Source organism: Longispora sp. NPDC051575 (genome assembly GCF_040681875.1).
Taxonomy (GTDB): Bacteria; Actinomycetota; Actinomycetes; order Mycobacteriales; family Micromonosporaceae; genus Longispora.
Window position 1 is genome coordinate 617,485 of the sequence record NZ_JBFAZP010000002.1, and the last position, 17,772, is coordinate 635,256.

A 17,772-nucleotide genomic window follows, 5' to 3' on the forward strand; every position below is an offset into this window, starting at 1 on the left:
GACCGCCGGACCGCCGAGAACATCGGACCTCAAGCCACACCTGAAGGAGAACAACGATGACGGGCATCACGCTCGACAAGGAACACCTGCGACAGCTCATCGCCGAGACCCTCGACACGGAGGTGGACGAGGTCACCGACACCGCGCGGTTCGTGGACGAACTCGGCGCGGACTCGCTGATGGCGCTGGAGGTGATGGTGGTGCTGGAGAACACGTACCAGGTGAAGATCGACGAGACGGAGCTCCGCGCGATCACCTGCCTGGACGCCGCCTTCGACCTGCTCGTCGCCAAGACGGGCGGGTGAGGTGGCGACCCCGCTGGCCGCGCCGGTCGTGGTGGTCGAACACGGCGAGCACCACGCCGTGACCTCCCTGACCGTCGATCCGGCCGACCCGATCTTCGCCGGGCACTACCCGGACTTCCCGATCTATCCGGGGGTGTGCCTGGTGGAGTTCGTCAACGCCAGCGCGCACGCCCTCGCGCTGATGATCGGCCGGGAGGTGGAGCTGACCGGCGTGGAGAGCGTCCGGTTCCACCATCCGGTCTTCCCCGGCGACACGGTGACCGCGCGGGTCGACCTCGTCGAGCGGGCCGGCGGCTGGCGGTGCTCCGCCGCGTTGTCCAGCGGCGACACCGGCATCGCCACCGTGCGCCTGGCCTACCGCACCGGAACGGAGGAGTGACCATGTCCGAGGAGCGAAGGCCCGTGGCCGTGGTGAGCGGCGGTTCGCGCGGGATCGGCCGCGCGGTCGTGCACCGCCTCGCCGCCGACGGCTACGACATCGCCCTGTGCTACCAGTCCAACGCCGACGCGGCGGCGGCCACCGCCAAGGTCGCCCGGGACCTGGGGGCCAGGGTCCTGACCCGGCAGGTCGACGTGGCCGTCCTCGCCGAGTGCCGGGACCTGTTCACCGCGACCGAACAGGAACTCGGCGGGCTGGACACCGTGATCACCTCGGCCGGCATCGTCCGGGACAAGCCGCTGGTGATGATGGCCGAGGACGACTGGTCCGACGTGATCGACACGAACCTGACCGGCACGTTCGCGATGTGCCGGGCCGCGATCTTCGCGCTGATGAAGCGGCGGGGCGGCTCGATCGTGACGATCTCGTCCATCTCCGGCCGGTACGGCAACCCGGGCCAGACCAACTACTCGGCCTCCAAGGCGGGCATCATCGGCTTCACGCAGGCGCTGGCCAAGGAGGCCGGGCGCTACGGCGTGCGCGCCAACGTCGTGGCCCCCGGCTTCATCGAGACCGACATGACCGCCGACCTGCCCGAGGCGCTGCGCACGGAGAAGCTCGCCCAGATCCCGCTCGGCCGGCTCGGCCGGGCCGAGGAGGTCGCCGAGCTGGTGGCGTTCCTCGCCTCCCCGAAGGCCGGCTACATCACCGCCGGGGTCTTCCCGATCGACGGCGGGCTGGCGATATGAGGCAGCCGAGGTTCTACTTCTCGCTGCGCAGCCCCTACTCGTGGCTGGCCTGGCACGACCTGGTGACCCGGTACCCGGACGTCGCCGACGCCTGCGACTGGCGGCCGTTCTGGGAACCCGACCAGCACAGCGAGCGGCTGCTCACCGAGGCCGGCGGGCGGTTCGTCTACACCGCGATGTCGAGGGAGAAGCACCTCTACATCCTCCAGGACGTGCGACGGCTCGCCGCCGGGCGCGGGCTGACCGTCGCGTGGCCCGCCGACCGGGAGCCGGTGTGGGAGGTGCCGCACCTGGCGTACCTGCTGGCGGAGCGCGCGGGGCGGGGGCGGGAGTTCGTCGCCGCCGCGTACCGGGCGCGGTTCGGGGCCGGCCGCGACATCTGCGATCCGGCGGTGGTCGCCGACCTGGCCACCGGGCTCGGGCTGGACCCGGGAGAGCTGTCGACGGCGGCAGACAAACCCGAACTTCGAGCGACGGGTACCGGCAAGCTGCGCGACCTGCACTCCGACGGCGTGTTCGGGGTGCCGTACTTCGTCCGCGGCTACGACCGGTACTGGGGCGTGGACCGGCTGCCGGACTTCGTCGACCTGGTCCGCGCCGAACTGGCCCCGGTGCCGGCGCGCACCACCGACTGGGGCCACGCGGGCGGGTGCGGCTGATGGCCCTCGCACCTGGGGTGGTGGCCGCCGGTCACCGCCGTCGCACTCCGGCCCGGTCGGGCCCCATCGGCCGCCTGCGGTCAGAAGTGGACGGGACATGACGACGCTCGGGACGGACGAGATCCGGACGCTGCTGCCGCACCGGTACCCCATGTTGCTGGTCGACCGGGTGACCCACCTCGAACCGGGGCGGGCGCTCACGGCGACCAAGGCCGTCACCGCCAACGAGCCGTGGTTCGCCGACGGGCGCAGCCTCGCCTATCCGCAGGTCCTGGTCATCGAGTCGTGGTGCCAGGCCGCGAGCCTGCTGGCGGCCGGCGCGCTGCGCGACACGCCCGGCGGGGACCGTCTGGTGCCGTTGTTCGGCGCCATCTCCCGGATCACGTTCCACCGGCCGGTCGGGCCCGGGGACCTCCTGGAGCACCGGGTGCGGCTGCTGCGGGCGGTGTCGGACACGTGGATGTTCGAGGGGGAGGCGACGGTGGCGGACGAGACGGTGCTCACCGTGGAGCGGGTGACGATCGCGCTGCGGCCCGGGGCGGAGCTGCGGGCCCGGACGCCGGCCACCGGGTCGGTGTAGGACCGGCCGGGCGACCGGTCAGGGCGGCCGGGCGAGTGACCGGGGAGCTGCCGGGCGCGCGACGGGCAGCGGGCGACGGGCGGCGGCGCGGAGGACAGCCCCGGCCGGGCGGGCAACGAGCTGCCGGCCCGGCCTCGGCCGGTCAGATGGCGGAGTGCCGGACCCAGAGGTCCAGCACGGCCCGGTCCCCCTCGACCACCAGGTCCGCCGCCGGCCGGCGCCCCCAGAGGAACAGGTAGAGGTCGGTCGCCGAGCCCCGCACCGTCACCCTCGCGGCGGCGGCCCCGGCGCGCTCCCACCGCCACCCGTCCGGGTCCAGCGTGATCAGCCAGGACACCTCGGGACCGGCCAGCAGCAGCGTCTCGCCCGCCCCGCGCAGCTGGTCGACGTGCGGCGCCCAGATCCGGGTGTACGGCAGGTTGTCGAGGAACTCCTCCACCCCGTCGACGGCCACGGCGTCCTGGACGAGCCACGCCGCGTCCAGCGCCGACTCCGCGTCGACCCGGTGCACGGTCGTCTCGTGCAGCTGGCGGCGTGCCCACCAGGTGACGCCCCGGGCGCCGCCGCCCCAGGTCCACACGGCGGTGTCCGGGTCGGTCGCGCGCAGCACGTCGAGGAGTTCCGTGCCGCCGTCGGCGAGCCAGGCCGCCACGGTCGCCGGTTCCCGGGGCACCGGGACCCCGCCGGGGCGCACGAAGGCCTGGGCCCGCTCCCGGACGATGCCGGTGGCCCACCGGTGGGAGCCGCCGGTGTGGCCGAGCAGGTGGCCCGCCGTCCACGCCGGGCAGGTCGGGACGGGAGCGTCGAGGTCGACGGCGGCGGCCACCTTCACCAGGTGGGCGATCTCGCCGTCGAGCGCCGTACAGAGTTCCGGATACGAAAGCACCATGATTCCCACAGTATCTGTCCATCATGGCCGCAGGGGCCTTCCCGCCTGCGGCGCCGCGTCGGGTCCGCCGCTGACCGGTTCCGACCGATATGGTGGCGGGATGCGCAGACTTCGGCGGTGGTCGATCCGGTGCTGGGCCCTCGGGGTGCCGGTGCTGCTGGCCGTGGCGGGCTGCACCGCGGAGCCGGCCGCGCCCGACTGGCGGCCGGTGGACCTGCCAGCGACGGGCACCGCCACGGTCAGCGAGGTCGCGCGGTGCGCGGACGGCTGGTACGCCGTGGGGGCCGTCGCCGGTCACCCGGCCGCGTGGCGCTCGGCGGACGGGCGCGGATTCACCGTGGTACCGGTGGAGCCGCGGTCGGCGTACGGGCCCGAGCACGAGCTGGTCTCCGTGGCGTGCGTGGCCGGCCGGTTGACGGCGCTGGGCGTCGCGCACGGCGGGGCGCACGGCAACCGGCGCAGCGGCACCTGGTCCCTGCGCGACGGCGTCCTCGTCGAGCAGGTGGCTCCGCCGGAGCTGTACGGCGGCCCGCGCGACGCCGGCCTGGCCCGGGTCGCGGCCGGCCCGGCGGGTTTCCTGGTCAGCGGCAACCATCCGGGCTCGACCGGCTGGGTGTCGGCCGACGGCGGGGAGTTCCGGCCCGGGTACGCCGACGAGAACCTGCGCGCGTACGACGGCGCGGTGACCACGGCCGGCTTCGTCCTGATCGGCGACCGGGTGTGGCGTTCGGCCGACGGCGCCCGGTGGAGCGCCGAGACCCCGGGGCTGACCCTGCACCGGGCCACCACGGCGGACGGGGAGCTGCTGGCGGCCGGTCCGGCGGGCGGGCGGTTCGAGCTCTGGGGCGGGCCGGGCTGGCGGCGGCTGGTCCGGTTCGGGGACACGGCCGGGGCGACGCCGCCGCACGTCGTCGGGCTCTCCCCCGGTCCGGGTGGCACGTACGCGGCGGTGGCCTCCGGTACCCGTCTGGGGCTGTGGTTCTGTCAGGGCGACGCAGCCCGGTCGGTGCCGCTGCCGGTCGCCCCGGCGCACGTGCCCGGCGCCCGGCTGGTGCTCGCGACCGGCGACGGGCAGGTCGTCGTGGGCGCCGGGGACGGGCGGCTGTGGTTCGCGGAGGCGCGGTGACCCACGCGTCCGCTACGTCTCCGCAGGAACAGAGGCGGCCCGCCGCCGACCCGCCAGGGACAGCGCGGCCGAACCCAGCGCGCACCCGGCCATCACGTAGAAGATCGCCGGATAGCCGGCCAGCCCCGCGATCCAGCCGGCCAGCGGCCCGCCCACGGCCAGGCCGACGTCCCAGAACGAGGTGAACGCGCCGAGCGCCACCCCGTGCCGGGACGGGTCGGTCCGGTTGAGCACGACCAGGGCCAGCGCCGGGAACAGCAGCGACAGGCCCGCGCCCATCACCAGGCCGCCGACGACCGCGACCGCCAGGTTCGGGGCCGCGCCGACCAGGACCAGGCCGACCGCCTCGGTCAGCGCGGACCACAGGGCGACCCGGCTGGCGCCGAGCCGGTCGGGCAGGTTGCCGATGAACAACCGGACGCCGACGTAGGTGACGCCGAACGCGTTGAACGCGGCGATGCCGCTGCCGATGTCGCGCTTGGCCAGGTGCAGCGCCACGAACGCCGCAAGCGCCGCGTAGCCGAACGCGGCCAGGGACAGGGCGACGCCGGGCAGGACGGCGCTGCCGGCGACCAGGCCGGTCCGGGGCGGTCCGGTGGGGCGTTCGGGGCCGGGCTTGGCCGCGACCAGCGCCAGTCCGCCGAGCGCGGCCGCCGCGGCGAACCAGCCGACCGCCGCGAAGCCCGCGTTGTCCAGGAGCAGCACGCCGACCAGGGCTCCGAGGGTGATGCCGAGCCACATGCAGATGCCGTACAGGCCGACGACCCGGCCGCGCCGTTCCAGCGGGGACAGCGCGACCAGCCAGGTGGCGCCGGCGGTGTAGACGGTGCCCTCGCCGATCCCGTGCAGGATCCGCACGGCGGTGAGCGGCACGATGCCGCCGCCGAGCAGGTAGCCGAGGCTGGCCAGGACGCACAGCGCGACCCCGGCGAGCATCAGCGGCTTGTAGCCGTGCCGGTCGGCGAGCCGGCCCGCGATGGGCCGGGCGATGACCGCCGAGACCGCGATCGCCATGACCACGACCCCGATCTGGAGGTCGGTGGCGTGCAGGTCGCGGCGCAGGTACAGCGGGAGCGCCCCGAGGGTCGCCCCGACGCCGAGCAGGCAGCAGAAGATGGCGCCGAACAGCGGTGCGAAGGGCTTGTAGAAACTCATTGCCCGGTCCGGGGTCGTGGCGCGGAGGTGGCGGCGGTGAGGTGGTCGGCGGGGGCGGCGGTGAGGGCGGCCGGGGCGGCGGCGGTCAGGTGCGCGGCCGAGGCGGCGGGCTCGACGAGGAAGAAGTGGGTCGGCAGGTGCAGGGCGATCCCCTCGTGGATCTCGGCGCACACCGCGAGCCCGGGCTCGGCGAACGTACCGGCCGGCGGCTCGGCCACCCGGATCACGGACCGGCCGCCGTCGAGCAGCCGGGCGGCCATCGCGAAGTCGCCGACCAGCGCCCGGCCGCGTTCGACCATCCGGGTCCGGCTGATCAGGGTCCCGCCCCGGGCCAGGTCCTCCAGCACGCCGGTGCCGACGAGGTGGAAGTAGTAGTCGTGCGGGTTGACGATCATCGCGTGCGCGGTGGCCCCGGTCTGCTCGATCTCGTTGCAGGCGGCCATCAGGCCGGCCACGTAGTCGCCGTGGTACGGCAACCTGGCCACGTCCGGCCGGTCGAGCAGCGTGTAGGTCAGCGCCTGGTTCTCGGCGGTGGCGAGCCGGACCAGCAGCCGGAAGTCCACGAACGCGGCCACGGCCTCCTCGTCGTCGGCGAGCTCGGCGGGCACCTGGACCCAGGCGGTGATCGGCCGCGTGCCGGCCTCGGCGACCCCGGACCGGAACGCCGCCTCCCGGCGCAGCCCGGACTCGTGCACCCGGGCGGCCTCGGCGGCGGTCGGCCGGCTCTCGGTCCAGAACCGGACCGGCCCGTCGGGCGCGGGCCGCTTGCGGAACAGGTTGCGGACCGTCACCCGCGGCCGGTCCTTCGTCGGCTGGAAGGCGTCGGTGATCGTGAAGTCGAAGGTCACCTCCGCCCGGTCGCCGTCCTTGGCGAAGGCCCGCGCGAACGCCTGCCCCGGTGTCAACTCGGACATGTCAAACCCCCTGGATCGCGTGGCTGATCAGCCGCTCGTAGAACGGCCGATGATGGTCGTGGAACGCGCGCAGTCGGGCGTCGTTGTCCACGGTCGTCCGATAGGTCTTCTCCGACGCCGCGAAGCCGGAGCTGCGGGCGGCGTCGACGTGCCAGCGGGCGGTGCGTTCCCACTCGGGCCGCTCGGCGGGTGCCCAGCTCAGCGCCTCGGGCAGGAACGGCAGCCCGACGGCGGCGCAGTACGCGGCCACCACGCCCGGCGGGTCGGCGAGCAACCGGGCGGCGTCGACGACGACCGGTCGTTCCCCGGTGACCCGCCAGGCGAGCTCGAACAGCTGGTACTGGTGCTCGTAGCCGATCTTCGCGCAGGTCACGTCCGGCAGCAGGTCGTAGTGCGAGGCGATGGTCTGCCTCGGTTCGCGGACGATGAACGTGTGGGTCAGCCCGGCCATGCAGTCGGGGTCGGCGAACAGCCCCTCGTAGCGGTACTCGACGGTGTCCTTCATGAACACCGGGGCCAGCCCGCGGACCGCGCGCAGGACGTCGGGCGCGGTGCGCAGCGTCCGGCCGCCGACCGGTACCTCGCCGAAGTCGACGAGGGTGACCAGCGGTTCGTGCACGACCGCGACGTCGCCGCGCTCGATCATCATCCGGCCGAAGGCGGTGGAGACCGAGCGCGGGTGCGCCCACATCACGATCGCGGGGCTCACATCGACCAGGCCGTGGGTCGGCGGTCCCAGCGGTGGCCGCGCAGCCTCTCCAGCAGCGCGGGGTCGAGCGGCGCGCCGTCGCTGACGGCGAGGTTGGCCCGGACGTGCCCGGCCCGCCGCATGCCGGGGATCACGGTGCTGACCGCCGGGTGGTGCAGGATGAAGCGCAGGCCCGCCTCGGGCATGCTCATCCCGGGCGGCAGGTCACCGGCGAGCCGGGCCGCGCGTTCGACGGTCGCCGGCAGGTTCTCCGGGCCGAAGTAGGTGGCGCGCCAGTCCTCGGCGGGGAAGGTGGTGTCGGCGGTGAGCGTGCCGGTCAGGCCCCCCTCGTCGAACGGCACCCGGGCGATGATCCCGATGTCCTCGGCGAGCGCCCGGTCGAACAGCTCGTCCTCGGGTGCCTGGTCGAAGATGTTGTAGATCACCTGGATGACGTCGATCAGACCGGAGTCGATGGCGCGCAGGCAGTTCTCCGGCTCCCACCGGTTGACGCTGATCCCGACCCCGTCGACCACGCCCTCGGCCTTCAGGTCGCCGATCGCCTTCTGCCAGCGTTCGTCGGCGGCCCACCGGTCCTCCCAGACGTGCAGCTGGAGCAGGTCGATCCGGTCGACCCCCAGGTTTTCCAGAGACTTGTAGGTGTACTCGCGGATGTGGTCGGCCGGGAACACCTCGTCCAGGGTGTCGGCGGCGCGCGGCGGCCACTCCCGGTTCTTCGGCGGCACCTTGGTGGCCACGTAGATCCGGCGGTCGGAGTTGTCGCGCAGGACCCGGCCGAGGAGCTGCTCGCTGACGCCCCGGCCGTAGATCCAGGCGGTGTCGAAGAAGTTGCAGCCGAGTTCGAGGGCGAGGTCCAGGCAGGCCGGGGCGGTGTCGTAGTCCCAGCCGGTGAAGCCGCCCGGGCCGCCGCCGATCCCCCACATGCCGTAGCCGACCTCACTGACCTGCCAGCCGAGCCGGCCGAGCCTGCGGTACCGCATCATCGTTCCTCTTTCTGTAGATCCAGCCGGGCGCCGTGCTCCCTGCGGAACAGGCGCGGGTTGTCGATCACGAGCTCGTGCAGGGGTTTGCGGTCCAGCAGGCCGGCGAGCAGCCGGCAGGCCGGGTCGGCCCGCAGCAGCTCGACGAACTCCGGCACCGGCACCCGGCGCGCGGCCAGTCCGGAGCGTTCGACGAGGTCGACGCTGTCGGGGTGGAACACGTGCAGGTTGCGGCCCCAGACGCGCGGGTCGAACAGGCCGGCCACGACGGCCCGGGCGGCGTGGTCGGCCGGGGTCCAGTCGGTGCGCAGCGCGACGTCGGGGGCCACGCCGAGCCGGGCGACGGCGGCCAGCAGCAGTTCGGTGGCGGCCCGGCCGTTGGGGTGCCCGGTGTCGGTCGCCGCCATCACCTCGCCGAGCCGGTAGATGGTGACGTGCGCGCCCTTGTGCCGGGCCTCGGTGAGGCAGCGTTCGGCGACCCACTTGGACCGGCTGTAGCCGCTGCCCGGCCGGGCGGCCGAGGCCGCGTCGGTGCTCTCGGCGAGCGGCTCGGACCGGCCGGCGGCCTCGTCCTCCAGGACGCCGAGGGTGGAGACGTGGTGCAGCGCCTTGGGCCGGCCGGTGAGGGCGAGGCGGAGCAGTTCCCGGGTACCGAGCACGTTGGCCGGCCGGTGGGTCAGGTAGTCGAACAGGAAGTTCACCATCGCGCCACTGTGGACGATCGCGTCACAGCCGACGGCGAGCCGGTCCCAGCCCCGCCCGGACAGGCCGAGCCCGGGTGCGGCGAGGTCGCCCGCGTGGCCGCGCAGCCGGTCGGCGAAGCCCGGGCGCCACAGGCCCTGGGTCTGCAGGACGCCGGCGACCCGGCGGGCCGCGTGCTCCTCGTCGGCCGCCCGGCACAGCACGTGCACCCGGGCGCTGGTGCCGGCGAGCAGCTCGTACACGATCCGGCTGCCGACGAAGCCGGTGGCACCGGTGACCAGCACGTCCGTCGGCGGGTCGACGGGGCCGGGCGCGGCGGCGTCCAGGCCGGCCGGGAGCGCCGAGTCGAGTTCCATCAGTTCGTGCTCGTCGGCGACGGGCGGGGCGAGGCGGCCGGCGAGCCGGGTGGCGGTGGGGGCGGCGAACAGGTCCGCCACGCCGACGGGCCGCGTCGCGCCGCTGGTCGGCGCCCCCGCTGCCGGGGCGGGCGCCTCCCCGGGGGTCGGCGCCACGGGGGACGGTGCCCCACCGGGCAGCGGAGCCCCGTACCCGTCGAGATCGGCTCTCGGGGTGGTGGCCCGCAGGTCGGCGATCACGCGCAGGGCGGCCAGGGAGTCGCCGCCCGCGTCGAAGAAGTCGTCGTCGGGGCCGAGGTCGGGGCGGAGCAGCACCCGGCGGAACACGCCCAGGATCCGGTCGGCCGCGGTCACCCCGGGCCGGGCACCGGTGACCTCGGCGGCCAGCAGTGCCTCGTCGGCGGACAACTGGGCGTCGAGGAGCAGCCGCAGCCGGGCCCGGTCGACCTTGCCGCCGTCGGTGAGCGGCAGCTCGGGCAGCACGAAGCGGTACCGTGGCCGCCGGTCCCGGGGCAGCTCGCTTCGCAGGTGGGCGCCGAGCGTGCTGTCGTCCAGGCCGGTCGCCGCGACGAACACCGCCAGGGCCGGCGGCCGGGTCGGCGCGAGCAGCACCCGGGCCTGGCGCACGCCCGGGCAGCGCTCGGCGGCGGCGGCGATCTCGCCGAGTTCGATCCGGACCCCGCCGATCTTCACCTGGAAGTCGCGCCGGCCGTGGAAGAACAGCCGGCCCTCGGTGTCGAGCCGGCCCAGGTCCCCGGTCCGGTAGAGGTGCCGGCCGGGGATGGCCGGGAACGGGTTCGGCACGAAGGCCTCGGCGGTGCGGACCGGATCGCCCAGGTACCCCAGGCCCAGGCACGCGCCGCCGATCACGATCTCGCCGACCTCGCCCACCGGCAGTGGCCGGTCGTCGGGGCCGAGGACCACCGCGTAGCAGTTGTCGATCGGCCGACCCAGCGGCACGGCGTCGCCGTCGGCCGGCGTGACCGGGTGGAACGCCATCCCGATCGACGCCTCGGTCGGGCCGTACCCGTTGGTGATCCGCAGCCCCGGCAGCAGCTCGCACAGCCGGTGCACGACGGGCGCGACGATCTCCTCCCCGCCGACGACCAGCTCGGTGAGGCTGCCCAGCCGGGCCAGGGCGCCCGGGTCGGTGTCGGCGAGGCCGACCAGCGCGCCGAGCAGGCTGGGCACGAAGTCGGTCAGGGTGACCCGGTGCCGGTGGATGGTGGCCACGGTGTGTTCGAGGTCGACATAGCCGGTCCGGACCGGGATCACGCTGCGCGCGCCGACGGTGAGCGGCCAGAACAGCTGCCAGACCGAGGAGTCGACGGTGTGCCGGCTGTTCTGGAGTACGACCTCGGCGCCGGTGGCCGCGAAGTACCGGGTCATGAACGCGAACCGGTTCACCAGTCCCCGGTGGGTGTTCAGCGCGCACCTCGGGGTGCCGGTGCTGCCGGAGGTGAAGATGCCGTAGATCAGGTCCTCGGGCCCGAGCGGCACCCCCGGTCGGTCCAATGTGGACTCATAGCTGACGGTGCGGTCGACGACCAGCCGGGGCGCGAGCACCGCCAGGGTCGCGTCGAGGGTCGCGGCCGGCCACTCCGGGTCGAGGGGTACGAACGCGGCGCCGAGCTTCATCAGCGCCAGGCACGCGACCGCGAAGTCCAGGCCGTCGGGCAGCAGCACCGGCACCACGTCGCCGCGGCGCACCCCGGCCCCGGCCAGGTGCGCGGCGAGCCCGTTGGCCAGGCCGTCGAGTTCGCGGTAGCTCAGGGTGCGCTCGCCGTGCGTGACGGCCGGCCGGTCCCCCGTGAGGTCGACCTGGCGCTCGATCAGCGCCGGCACCGCGAGGAACGCGCCGTGGTCCACGCCCGCCCCCGAGATCACCGGAACCGACCAGCGGCCAGTGCGGCGGGCAACGGGCTGCCGGTCACCTCGGCGGCCAGCAGCCGGCCGACCTCGACGGCGGTCTGGATGCCGAACCCGCCGAGCCCGGCCAGCCAGTGGAAACCCGGCCGCTCGGCGGCACCCAGCACCGGGGTGTCGTCGGGCGCGAACGTCCGCAGCCCGGCCCAGGCCCGCCGGATGCTCCGGATCACCAGGGTGGTGGCCTGCGCGACCCGTTCGGCGGCGAGGGCCACGTCCAGGTCGGCGGGGCGGGCGTCGCCGGGCGGGGCGGTCGTCTCGTCGGCCGGCGAGAGCAGCAGGCCGCCGGACTCGGGGCGGAAGTAATAGGTCTCCGGCACGTCGTGCACCAGCGGCCAGTCCCGGGCGTCCAGGCCGGGCGGCAGGGAGACCAGGCAGGCCGTCCGGCGGCGGGCGACCAGTCCGACCGGCTTGACCCCGGCCGCCACGGCCAGTTCGTCGGCCCAGGCGCCGGCGGCGTTCACCACGACCGGGGCCCCGTACTCCCCCAGGTCGGTCTCCACCCGCCACTGTCCGCCGCTCGGGCCCACCGCCCGGACCCGGGCCCCGGTCAGGACCCGGCCGCCGGCACGGCGCACGCCCGCCAGGAACCCCTGGTGCAGCGCCGCGACGTCGATGTCCATCGCGCCCGGCTTGTGCATGGCGGCGGTGAACGTGCCGGGCCGCAGCACGGGGCAGCGGGCGAGGGCCTCGGCGGGGTCGATCCGGCGGACCGGCTCGGGCGCGTCCCGCCCCTCGGCGAACTCCGCCTCGAACGCGGCGCCGCCCGCCCCGACCGCGAGCGCCCCGCGCGGGTGCAGCAGGGGCGTGTCGCAGAAGCCGGCCGGCGGCGCGGTCAGGAAGGCGCGGCTGGCGGCGGTGAGCTCGCGGACCGGAGGGGTGCCGAAGTACTCGGAGAACAGCGCCGCCGAACGGCCCGTCGCGTGGTAGCCGGCGGCGGACTCCATGTCCAGGACGGTCACCCGACCGTGCCCGGCCAGGAAGTACCCGGCCGCCGCGCCCGCGATGCCGGCGCCGATCACAAGGAAGTCCGGCACCGTTGCCCCCCGACTGTCGACAGTGACCAGACAGTACTTGATCGTGCGACCTCAGGGAATAGTCTCCGATGAATGCATACTTCGAGGCGTATGGTCCATCAAGGACTACGGAATAGATAGTCATCCGCGAATTCCCGCGCCCCGCAACACATCGACATCCGACTCTGGTCGTGGCGTGGTCGCACGCGCCCGTGGCGGGCCCGCCGCCCGATGCGAGGGGTACGCAAGGGCCCCGAAGGGTTCCATTGGTGGCACCATGTCCACCAACACCCTTGAAAGAGGTGAAGATGCGACATACTGCGATACTTTCGCGTGCCGTGGCCGTGGCGGTCGGCGCCGCCGGTGCCCTGGGCCTCTACACCGTCGGATCGGCCAGCCCCGACGAGTCGACCGAACGCCTGTGGGCGTCCGCGACGATCCGCAACGCCGACGGTGCCACGGTCGGCCGGCTGACCATCGTCGGCCGGGACCGGGGCGTCGTCACCGTCCAGGCCCACGGGCTCACCCCGGGCTTCCACGGGCTGCACCTGCACTCGACCGGGATCTGCGACCCCAAAACCACCGACCCGAACGGCAACCGGGTCCCCTTCCTGTCCGCCGGCCCGCACCTCGGCGCGGGTCAGCACGGCCAGCACGCCGGGGACCTCCCCCTGCTCCTGGTCGGCCAGGACGGCACGGGCAGCGCCCAGGTCCGCACCGACCGCCTGACCGGCGGGGCCCTCTTCGACGCCGACGGCACGGCGGTCATCGTGCACGCCGGCCCGGACAACTACGCCAACATCCCCACCCGGTACAGCTCCGGCGCGTCCCCGGGCCCCGACGCGGCCACCTCCGCCACCGGGGACTCCGGCGGACGGTTCGCCTGTGGTGTCCTCACCCGGTACTGACCCCCGACAGCGCGATCACGGCCCGGCGGAGAACCGCCGGGCCGTCGCCGTGCCTGCCGGTCGCCGCCGACCGGGTCGGTGCCGGTCACGGGTCCGCAAGTTTCCTGGAGAAGTGTGTCCGATCCGGCGGTCCCCGTTCGTAGCGTAGGTGGAGGCGGACACCGGGTCCGGCCGAGCAGAGGGAGCAGCCATGCCCGAGTACCTCATCTACTTCAACCAGCAGTGGGTGGGCGACCACTCCGAGGAGTGGTTCCGCGGGCGCGGGCCGCTCGCGAAGGCGGTCGTCGAGGAGATCAAGGCCGCCGGCGAGTACGTCTTCGCCGGGGGGCTGGAGGAGGACGGCCCGGTCTTCAGCGCCGACGCCACGGGCGGCACGGTGTTGTTCACCGACGGCCCCTACGTGGAGACCAAGGAGTTCCTGGGCGGCCTGACCGTGGTGGACGTGGCCGACGGGGACAGGGCCAAAATGTGGGCCGGCAGGATCGCGGAGGCGTGCGGCTGGCCCCAGGAGGTCCGCCGGTTCGGGTCGATGCCCGACCTCCCGGGGACGACCTGATCCCGTCGGTCGGCGACGACCGGGTACCGGCGCCAGGCCGCCGGGCCCGGTCGCCCGGGACCGCGCGCCGGTCAGCCGGTCGGGGCGGCCAACTCCCAGGGCACGTCGGCCTGGAAACCCGTGCCGAGCAGCCGGGTGAAGTTCCAGTACCCGGCGTCGCCGGCCTCCAGCCCGTCGATGATCAGCCGGGCCGGGGGGAACGGCCCGTCGGGCCGCAGCTGTGCCAGTTCGACGAGGCGCGCGCGGTCGGCGGGCGGATCGGTCTCCCCGTCGAGGCTGGCCAGCGCGGCGTGGAGCGCAGGCCCGAAGGTACCCTCCTCCCACATCGCCTCGATCTCGTCGAGTTCGACGGTGAGGTACCCGCCGGGCGCCTTCTCCACAGCCTGGCGCAGCAGCGCGGCGTGCGCGTCGAGGGGGCCCTCCGCGGCGAAGAGCCGCCCGAGTGCCGGCAGCGCGGCGTCCAGCTGGGCGAGCGCCCGGTCCTTCGGCACGAGGGGTGCCGTCGCCTGCACCGCCTCGCCGTCCTCGAAGGTGAAGGTCTCGGTCCGCAGGTCCGCCGGGCGGAACAGCGCGAGCCAGAGCAGCGGGACGCAGTACCTGTCGAAGGCGACCACGCCGGTGGCCGGGTCGAAGCCCTCGACGGTGCTCGACGGGTAGAGGGACGCCTCATCCATGGCGCAGAGATACGAGGAGTTGGCCATCCCCGAAGGCTACGGGGCGCGGGCCACCGGCCGACGATCTAGGCCCGCGGGCCCGGCACCTCGGCCACCAGGCCCGCCTCGTGGGCGACGATCGCGGCCTGCACCCGGTTGCGGGCGCCCAACCGCCCCATGATCGTCGTCATGTACGCCTTCACCGTGCCCTCCGCCAGGTGCAACCTGCGCCCGATGGCCGCGTTGGACAGCCCCTCGCCGACGAGGGCCAGCACGTCGCGCTCCCGGGGCGTGAGCGTCCCGACCCGGGTGCGGGCGGAGCTGGTCCGGGCCAGCCGGTCGCCGCCGAGTTCGGAGAGGACCCGGTGCGCGATCCGGGGGGACAGGTACGCGCCGCCGTCGGCGACCGCCCGTACCCCGCTGATCAGTTCGCGGGGGTCGCTGGCCTTGAGGAGGAAGCCGTTCGCGCCGCCGGCCAGCGCGCTGGCGACGTAGTCGTCCTCGCCGAAGGTGGTGAGCATGACCACCTGGGTGTCGGGGAGGACCCGGCGGATCTCGGCGGCGGCGGCCAGCCCGTCGAGGGTGGGCATCCGCACGTCGAGCACGGCGACGTCGGGCCGGTGCGCGAGGGCCAGGTCGATCGCCGCCCGGCCGTCGCCGGCCTCCGCGACCACCTCGATGCCCGGGTCGGCGGACAGGATGGCGCGCACGCCGGCCCGGATCATCCGTTCGTCGTCGGCCAGCAGTACCCGGATCATCGTCCTGCCCTTCGCAGTGTCGCGACCACTTCGAATCCGCCGTCCGGCAGCGGGCCGGCCCGCAACGTGCCCCGGGCGAGTTCCACGCGTTCCCGCAGCCCGAGCAGGCCGTACCCCCGGCCGTCGCCCACGCCCGGTCCGGCGGGGGGTGCGTTGCGCACGGCCACGGTGGTGGCGGCGTCGTCCTCGGTGACCCGGACCGTGATCGCGGCGCCCGGCGCGTGCCTCACCGCGTTGGTGACCGCCTCCCGCACGACCCGGTAGGCGGTGCGGTCGGCGAGGTCCGTGCCGGCCGGTTCGAGGGTGACCGGCGCGCCGGCGGCGGCGGCGCGGGCGACGAGGTCGGCGATCGGCTCCCCGAGCGGGGCGAGCGGGGCGGGCTCGGACTCCTCGCGGAGCAGACCGACGGTCTCGCGGAGCAGGTCGGTGGCGCCGACCGCGTCGCGGCGCAGCTGGCCGGCCGCCTCCCGGTGGTGTTCGGCCTGGTCGGCGGCGAGTTCCAGGGCGCCGGCCCGCAGCGCGATCAGGCTCAGGGCGTGGCCGAGGGAGTCGTGCATGTCGCTGGCGATCCGGGCGCGTTCGCGGAGCCTGGCCTGCTCGGCGACGTGCCGGCGTTCCCGTTCGAGCTGTTCGGCGCGGTCCCAGCCGGCCCGGCCCAGGGCGACGTGCTGGCGGCGGTACCGGCCGATCGCCCACGGGCCGAGGACGGTCACGGCTAGGCCGACCAGCGCGTCGGTCACCTGCCAGGGCGTGTGGGCCAGCAGCGGCACGGTCGCCGCGCCCAGCACCCCGCCCGGGGCGAGCGACGGCAGCCCCGCCAGCCACCGACCGGCCAGGTAGCCGGGGACGGTCAGCACACACCCGAGCAGGAGCCTTTCGGGGGGTACGGCCTCGCCGAGGGCCAGCGCGTTCCACACGATCACGGGCGGGGCCACCACCAGGGCGGCCCGCAGCCACATGATCTTGTTCATCGGGCCAAGGCTACCGTGCGGTTCCGCAGCACGCGGACCGTGCGGACAGCGGCGGTGACCAGGCCCGCGACCGCGCCCAGGACCAGCAGGACCAGCAGCGCCGGGGAGGCGTAGGCGACCTGGGCCCAGGTGGCAGTGCGGCCGCCCAGCACGAACTCGACGATCGGCAGGTACCCGGCCAGCAGCGCCACCGGGACCAGCACCGGCAGCGTCCGGGCGACGGTCCGCCAGCCCGCCCGGCCGGCCCGCCGACCCGCCCACCGCCGGGCGCGCCGCACCCCCAGCACCCCGAGCAGCACCGTGAGCGCGGCCAGACCGGCGAGCACCGCGTCCACGATCGGCAGCACCGCGGTGTACGACCCCGGAGCGCGGCCCTCCGACAACGCGATCAGCCCCTCGACGACCGGGTACGCGTCGTCGGCGAGCCCCGCGCTGTTGGACAGCACCGCGAAGCCGTACCCGCTGGCGGGCAGCAGGGTGACCGAACTGGTGGCGGTGAAGAGGTTCCCGCCGTGCTCGATCCGGGGCGGCCCCCCGGCGTCCGGCACCGACCAGCCCATGGCGTACCGCGACCCGGCCGGCGGGGTGTGCATCGCGGCGAGTCCGGCGGCGCTCACCAGCCGACCGGGGACCTGCTGGGCGGCCAGCCACCGGCCCAGGTCCCGCGCGGTGCTGACCATGCGGCCGGCCCCGAGGTTGAACGTCTCCAGCTCCGGCCGCGCCACCCAGGTGCCGAACACGTCGACGTGCCCCCGGGGCAGCGCGGCCGCCGCCGAGGTGTCCGTCATGCCGAGCGGCCCGAGGACGGCGCGGTCCAGGTAGCGCGGGAAGCTCTCGCCGCTGGCCACCTCGACGAGCCGGGCCGCGAGGACGTAGTTCGGATTCGAGTACTCGTACCGGCTGCCCGGGTCGCTGCCCAGCTTCGCGGTCCGCAGCGCCGCGACCGCCCCGGTGAGGTCTCGGGCCCGGGTGACCGCCGGGATGTCGCTGGTCCGGTCGGAGATGCCGGACCGCTGGTTGAGCAGGTCCCGCACCGTGATCCGGCCCGCCCTCGGGTCGTCGGGCGCGAACTCCGGCAACTGGTCGACGAGCGGCGCGTCGAGCCGGATCCCGCCGTCCTCCGCGAGCCGCAGCACCGCCATGGCGGTGAAGGACTTCGACACCGACGCCAACGACATCGGCGAGCGGTCGGTGAGGGCGTCGCCGTCGGCGTCGCGGCCGTAGCCGGCGGCGTGCAGCACCTCGCCGTCCTTCACCACCGCCACCGCCAGGCCCGGCAGTCCGGTGCGCTCCAGGTGCCCGGCGACGTAGCGGTCGATCGCGGCGGGGGTGAGCGGTGCCGGGGCCGGGCCGGCCTGGGCGGCGGGGGCGAGGGTCCAGGAGGAGACGGTGATGGCGGCGGTCGCGGCCGCCGCGCGGAGCAGCGTGTTCATGGCGAGAACCGTAGAAATTCCCGCGTCGCCGCACAGCGCACCAACCGG

Annotated in this window: 19 protein-coding genes; 8 read left to right on the forward strand and 11 right to left on the reverse strand. The window is 74.8% G+C overall.

Translation table 11 applies throughout. The features are described from left to right. Positions 1–56: 56 nt before the first annotated feature. The 5 genes from AB0M43_RS06515 (at position 57) to AB0M43_RS06535 (ending at position 2,672) form a co-directional block, all read left to right on the forward strand. Complete coding sequence (locus AB0M43_RS06515; RefSeq protein ID WP_363721727.1) at positions 57–305, forward strand: acyl carrier protein; 249 nt, start codon at positions 57–59, stop codon at positions 303–305. A 1-nt stretch (position 306) separates the two neighbouring features. Beyond that, positions 307–684 carry a hypothetical protein gene (locus AB0M43_RS06520; protein WP_363721728.1) on the forward strand — a complete coding sequence of 126 codons (378 nt, stop codon included), beginning with the start codon at positions 307–309 and terminating at the stop codon, positions 682–684. Positions 685–686: 2 nt separating this feature from the next. Then, positions 687–1,433 (forward strand): 3-oxoacyl-ACP reductase FabG, encoded by a 747-nt coding sequence (gene fabG / locus AB0M43_RS06525; protein WP_363721730.1) that lies wholly within the window; start codon positions 687–689, stop codon positions 1,431–1,433. Beyond that, complete coding sequence (locus tag AB0M43_RS06530) at positions 1,430–2,092, forward strand: DsbA family protein (RefSeq protein ID WP_363721732.1); 663 nt, start codon at positions 1,430–1,432, stop codon at positions 2,090–2,092. The genes fabG and AB0M43_RS06530 overlap by 4 nt, the downstream gene beginning before the upstream one ends. 97 nt (positions 2,093–2,189) lie before the next feature. Further along, on the forward strand, positions 2,190–2,672 hold the full coding sequence (locus AB0M43_RS06535; protein WP_363721734.1) for a beta-hydroxyacyl-ACP dehydratase: 483 nt from the start codon (positions 2,190–2,192) through the stop codon (positions 2,670–2,672). A 142-nt stretch (positions 2,673–2,814) separates the two neighbouring features. Here the strand turns inward: AB0M43_RS06535 and AB0M43_RS06540 are convergent, their stop codons facing one another. Continuing rightward, positions 2,815–3,561 carry a maleylpyruvate isomerase family mycothiol-dependent enzyme gene (locus AB0M43_RS06540; RefSeq protein WP_363721735.1) on the reverse strand — a complete coding sequence of 249 codons (747 nt, stop codon included), beginning with the start codon at positions 3,559–3,561 and terminating at the stop codon, positions 2,815–2,817. Positions 3,562–3,661: 100 nt separating this feature from the next. Between AB0M43_RS06540 and AB0M43_RS06545 the strand changes: the two genes are divergently transcribed. Continuing rightward, positions 3,662–4,687 carry a hypothetical protein gene (locus AB0M43_RS06545; protein ID WP_363721736.1) on the forward strand — a complete coding sequence of 342 codons (1,026 nt, stop codon included), beginning with the start codon at positions 3,662–3,664 and terminating at the stop codon, positions 4,685–4,687. Positions 4,688–4,699: 12 nt separating this feature from the next. On the opposite strand, the gene AB0M43_RS06550 is transcribed toward AB0M43_RS06545, so the two are convergent. From AB0M43_RS06550 to AB0M43_RS06575, 6 genes are read right to left on the reverse strand one after another with little or no spacing between them, the layout of a single operon-like run. Further along, a complete protein-coding gene (locus AB0M43_RS06550; protein ID WP_363721737.1) occupies positions 4,700–5,842 on the reverse strand; it encodes an MFS transporter in 1,143 nt (380 codons plus the stop codon). Beyond that, entirely contained in the window at positions 5,839–6,756 is a 918-nt protein-coding gene (locus tag AB0M43_RS06555) for a family 3 encapsulin nanocompartment shell protein (RefSeq protein ID WP_363721738.1), read from the reverse strand. The genes AB0M43_RS06550 and AB0M43_RS06555 overlap by 4 nt, the downstream gene beginning before the upstream one ends. 1 nt (position 6,757) lies before the next feature. Beyond that, positions 6,758–7,465 (reverse strand): hypothetical protein, encoded by a 708-nt coding sequence (locus AB0M43_RS06560; protein WP_363721739.1) that lies wholly within the window; start codon positions 7,463–7,465, stop codon positions 6,758–6,760. Next, complete coding sequence (locus tag AB0M43_RS06565) at positions 7,462–8,448, reverse strand: aldo/keto reductase (protein ID WP_363721740.1); 987 nt, start codon at positions 8,446–8,448, stop codon at positions 7,462–7,464. Before AB0M43_RS06565 ends, AB0M43_RS06560 begins: the two co-directional genes overlap by 4 nt. Continuing rightward, the gene (locus tag AB0M43_RS06570; RefSeq protein WP_363721741.1) at positions 8,445–11,390 is read right to left on the reverse strand and encodes an amino acid adenylation domain-containing protein; all 2,946 of its coding nucleotides are present in this window, start codon (positions 11,388–11,390) and stop codon (positions 8,445–8,447) included. Before AB0M43_RS06570 ends, AB0M43_RS06565 begins: the two co-directional genes overlap by 4 nt. Then, the gene (locus AB0M43_RS06575; protein WP_363721742.1) at positions 11,387–12,466 is read right to left on the reverse strand and encodes an FAD-binding oxidoreductase; all 1,080 of its coding nucleotides are present in this window, start codon (positions 12,464–12,466) and stop codon (positions 11,387–11,389) included. The genes AB0M43_RS06570 and AB0M43_RS06575 overlap by 4 nt, the downstream gene beginning before the upstream one ends. A gap of 287 nt (positions 12,467–12,753) precedes the next feature. Here AB0M43_RS06575 and AB0M43_RS06580 point away from each other — a divergent pair, with 287 nt between their 5' ends. Together AB0M43_RS06580 and AB0M43_RS06585 are read left to right on the forward strand one after the other, a co-directional pair. Further along, positions 12,754–13,353 (forward strand): superoxide dismutase family protein, encoded by a 600-nt coding sequence (locus tag AB0M43_RS06580; protein WP_363721743.1) that lies wholly within the window; start codon positions 12,754–12,756, stop codon positions 13,351–13,353. Positions 13,354–13,543: 190 nt separating this feature from the next. After that, positions 13,544–13,909: a YciI family protein gene (locus AB0M43_RS06585; RefSeq protein ID WP_363721744.1), complete on the forward strand. Its 366-nt coding sequence runs from the start codon at positions 13,544–13,546 to the stop codon at positions 13,907–13,909. A gap of 71 nt (positions 13,910–13,980) precedes the next feature. Here the strand turns inward: AB0M43_RS06585 and AB0M43_RS06590 are convergent, their stop codons facing one another. Genes AB0M43_RS06590 through AB0M43_RS06605 form a run of 4 tightly spaced genes read right to left on the reverse strand, consistent with a single transcriptional unit; the run spans position 13,981 to position 17,724 of the window. Further along, positions 13,981–14,610, reverse strand: a complete 630-nt coding sequence (locus AB0M43_RS06590; RefSeq protein ID WP_363721746.1) for a hypothetical protein — start codon at positions 14,608–14,610, stop codon at positions 13,981–13,983. A 38-nt stretch (positions 14,611–14,648) separates the two neighbouring features. Further along, positions 14,649–15,320, reverse strand: a complete 672-nt coding sequence (locus tag AB0M43_RS06595; RefSeq protein WP_363721747.1) for a response regulator transcription factor — start codon at positions 15,318–15,320, stop codon at positions 14,649–14,651. After that, positions 15,317–16,291, reverse strand: coding sequence for a histidine kinase (locus AB0M43_RS06600; protein ID WP_363721749.1), 975 nt, complete (start codon positions 16,289–16,291; stop codon positions 15,317–15,319). The genes AB0M43_RS06595 and AB0M43_RS06600 overlap by 4 nt, the downstream gene beginning before the upstream one ends. Further along, entirely contained in the window at positions 16,288–17,724 is a 1,437-nt protein-coding gene (locus AB0M43_RS06605) for a serine hydrolase domain-containing protein (RefSeq protein ID WP_363721751.1), read from the reverse strand. The genes AB0M43_RS06600 and AB0M43_RS06605 overlap by 4 nt, the downstream gene beginning before the upstream one ends. Positions 17,725–17,772 lie beyond the last annotated feature (48 nt).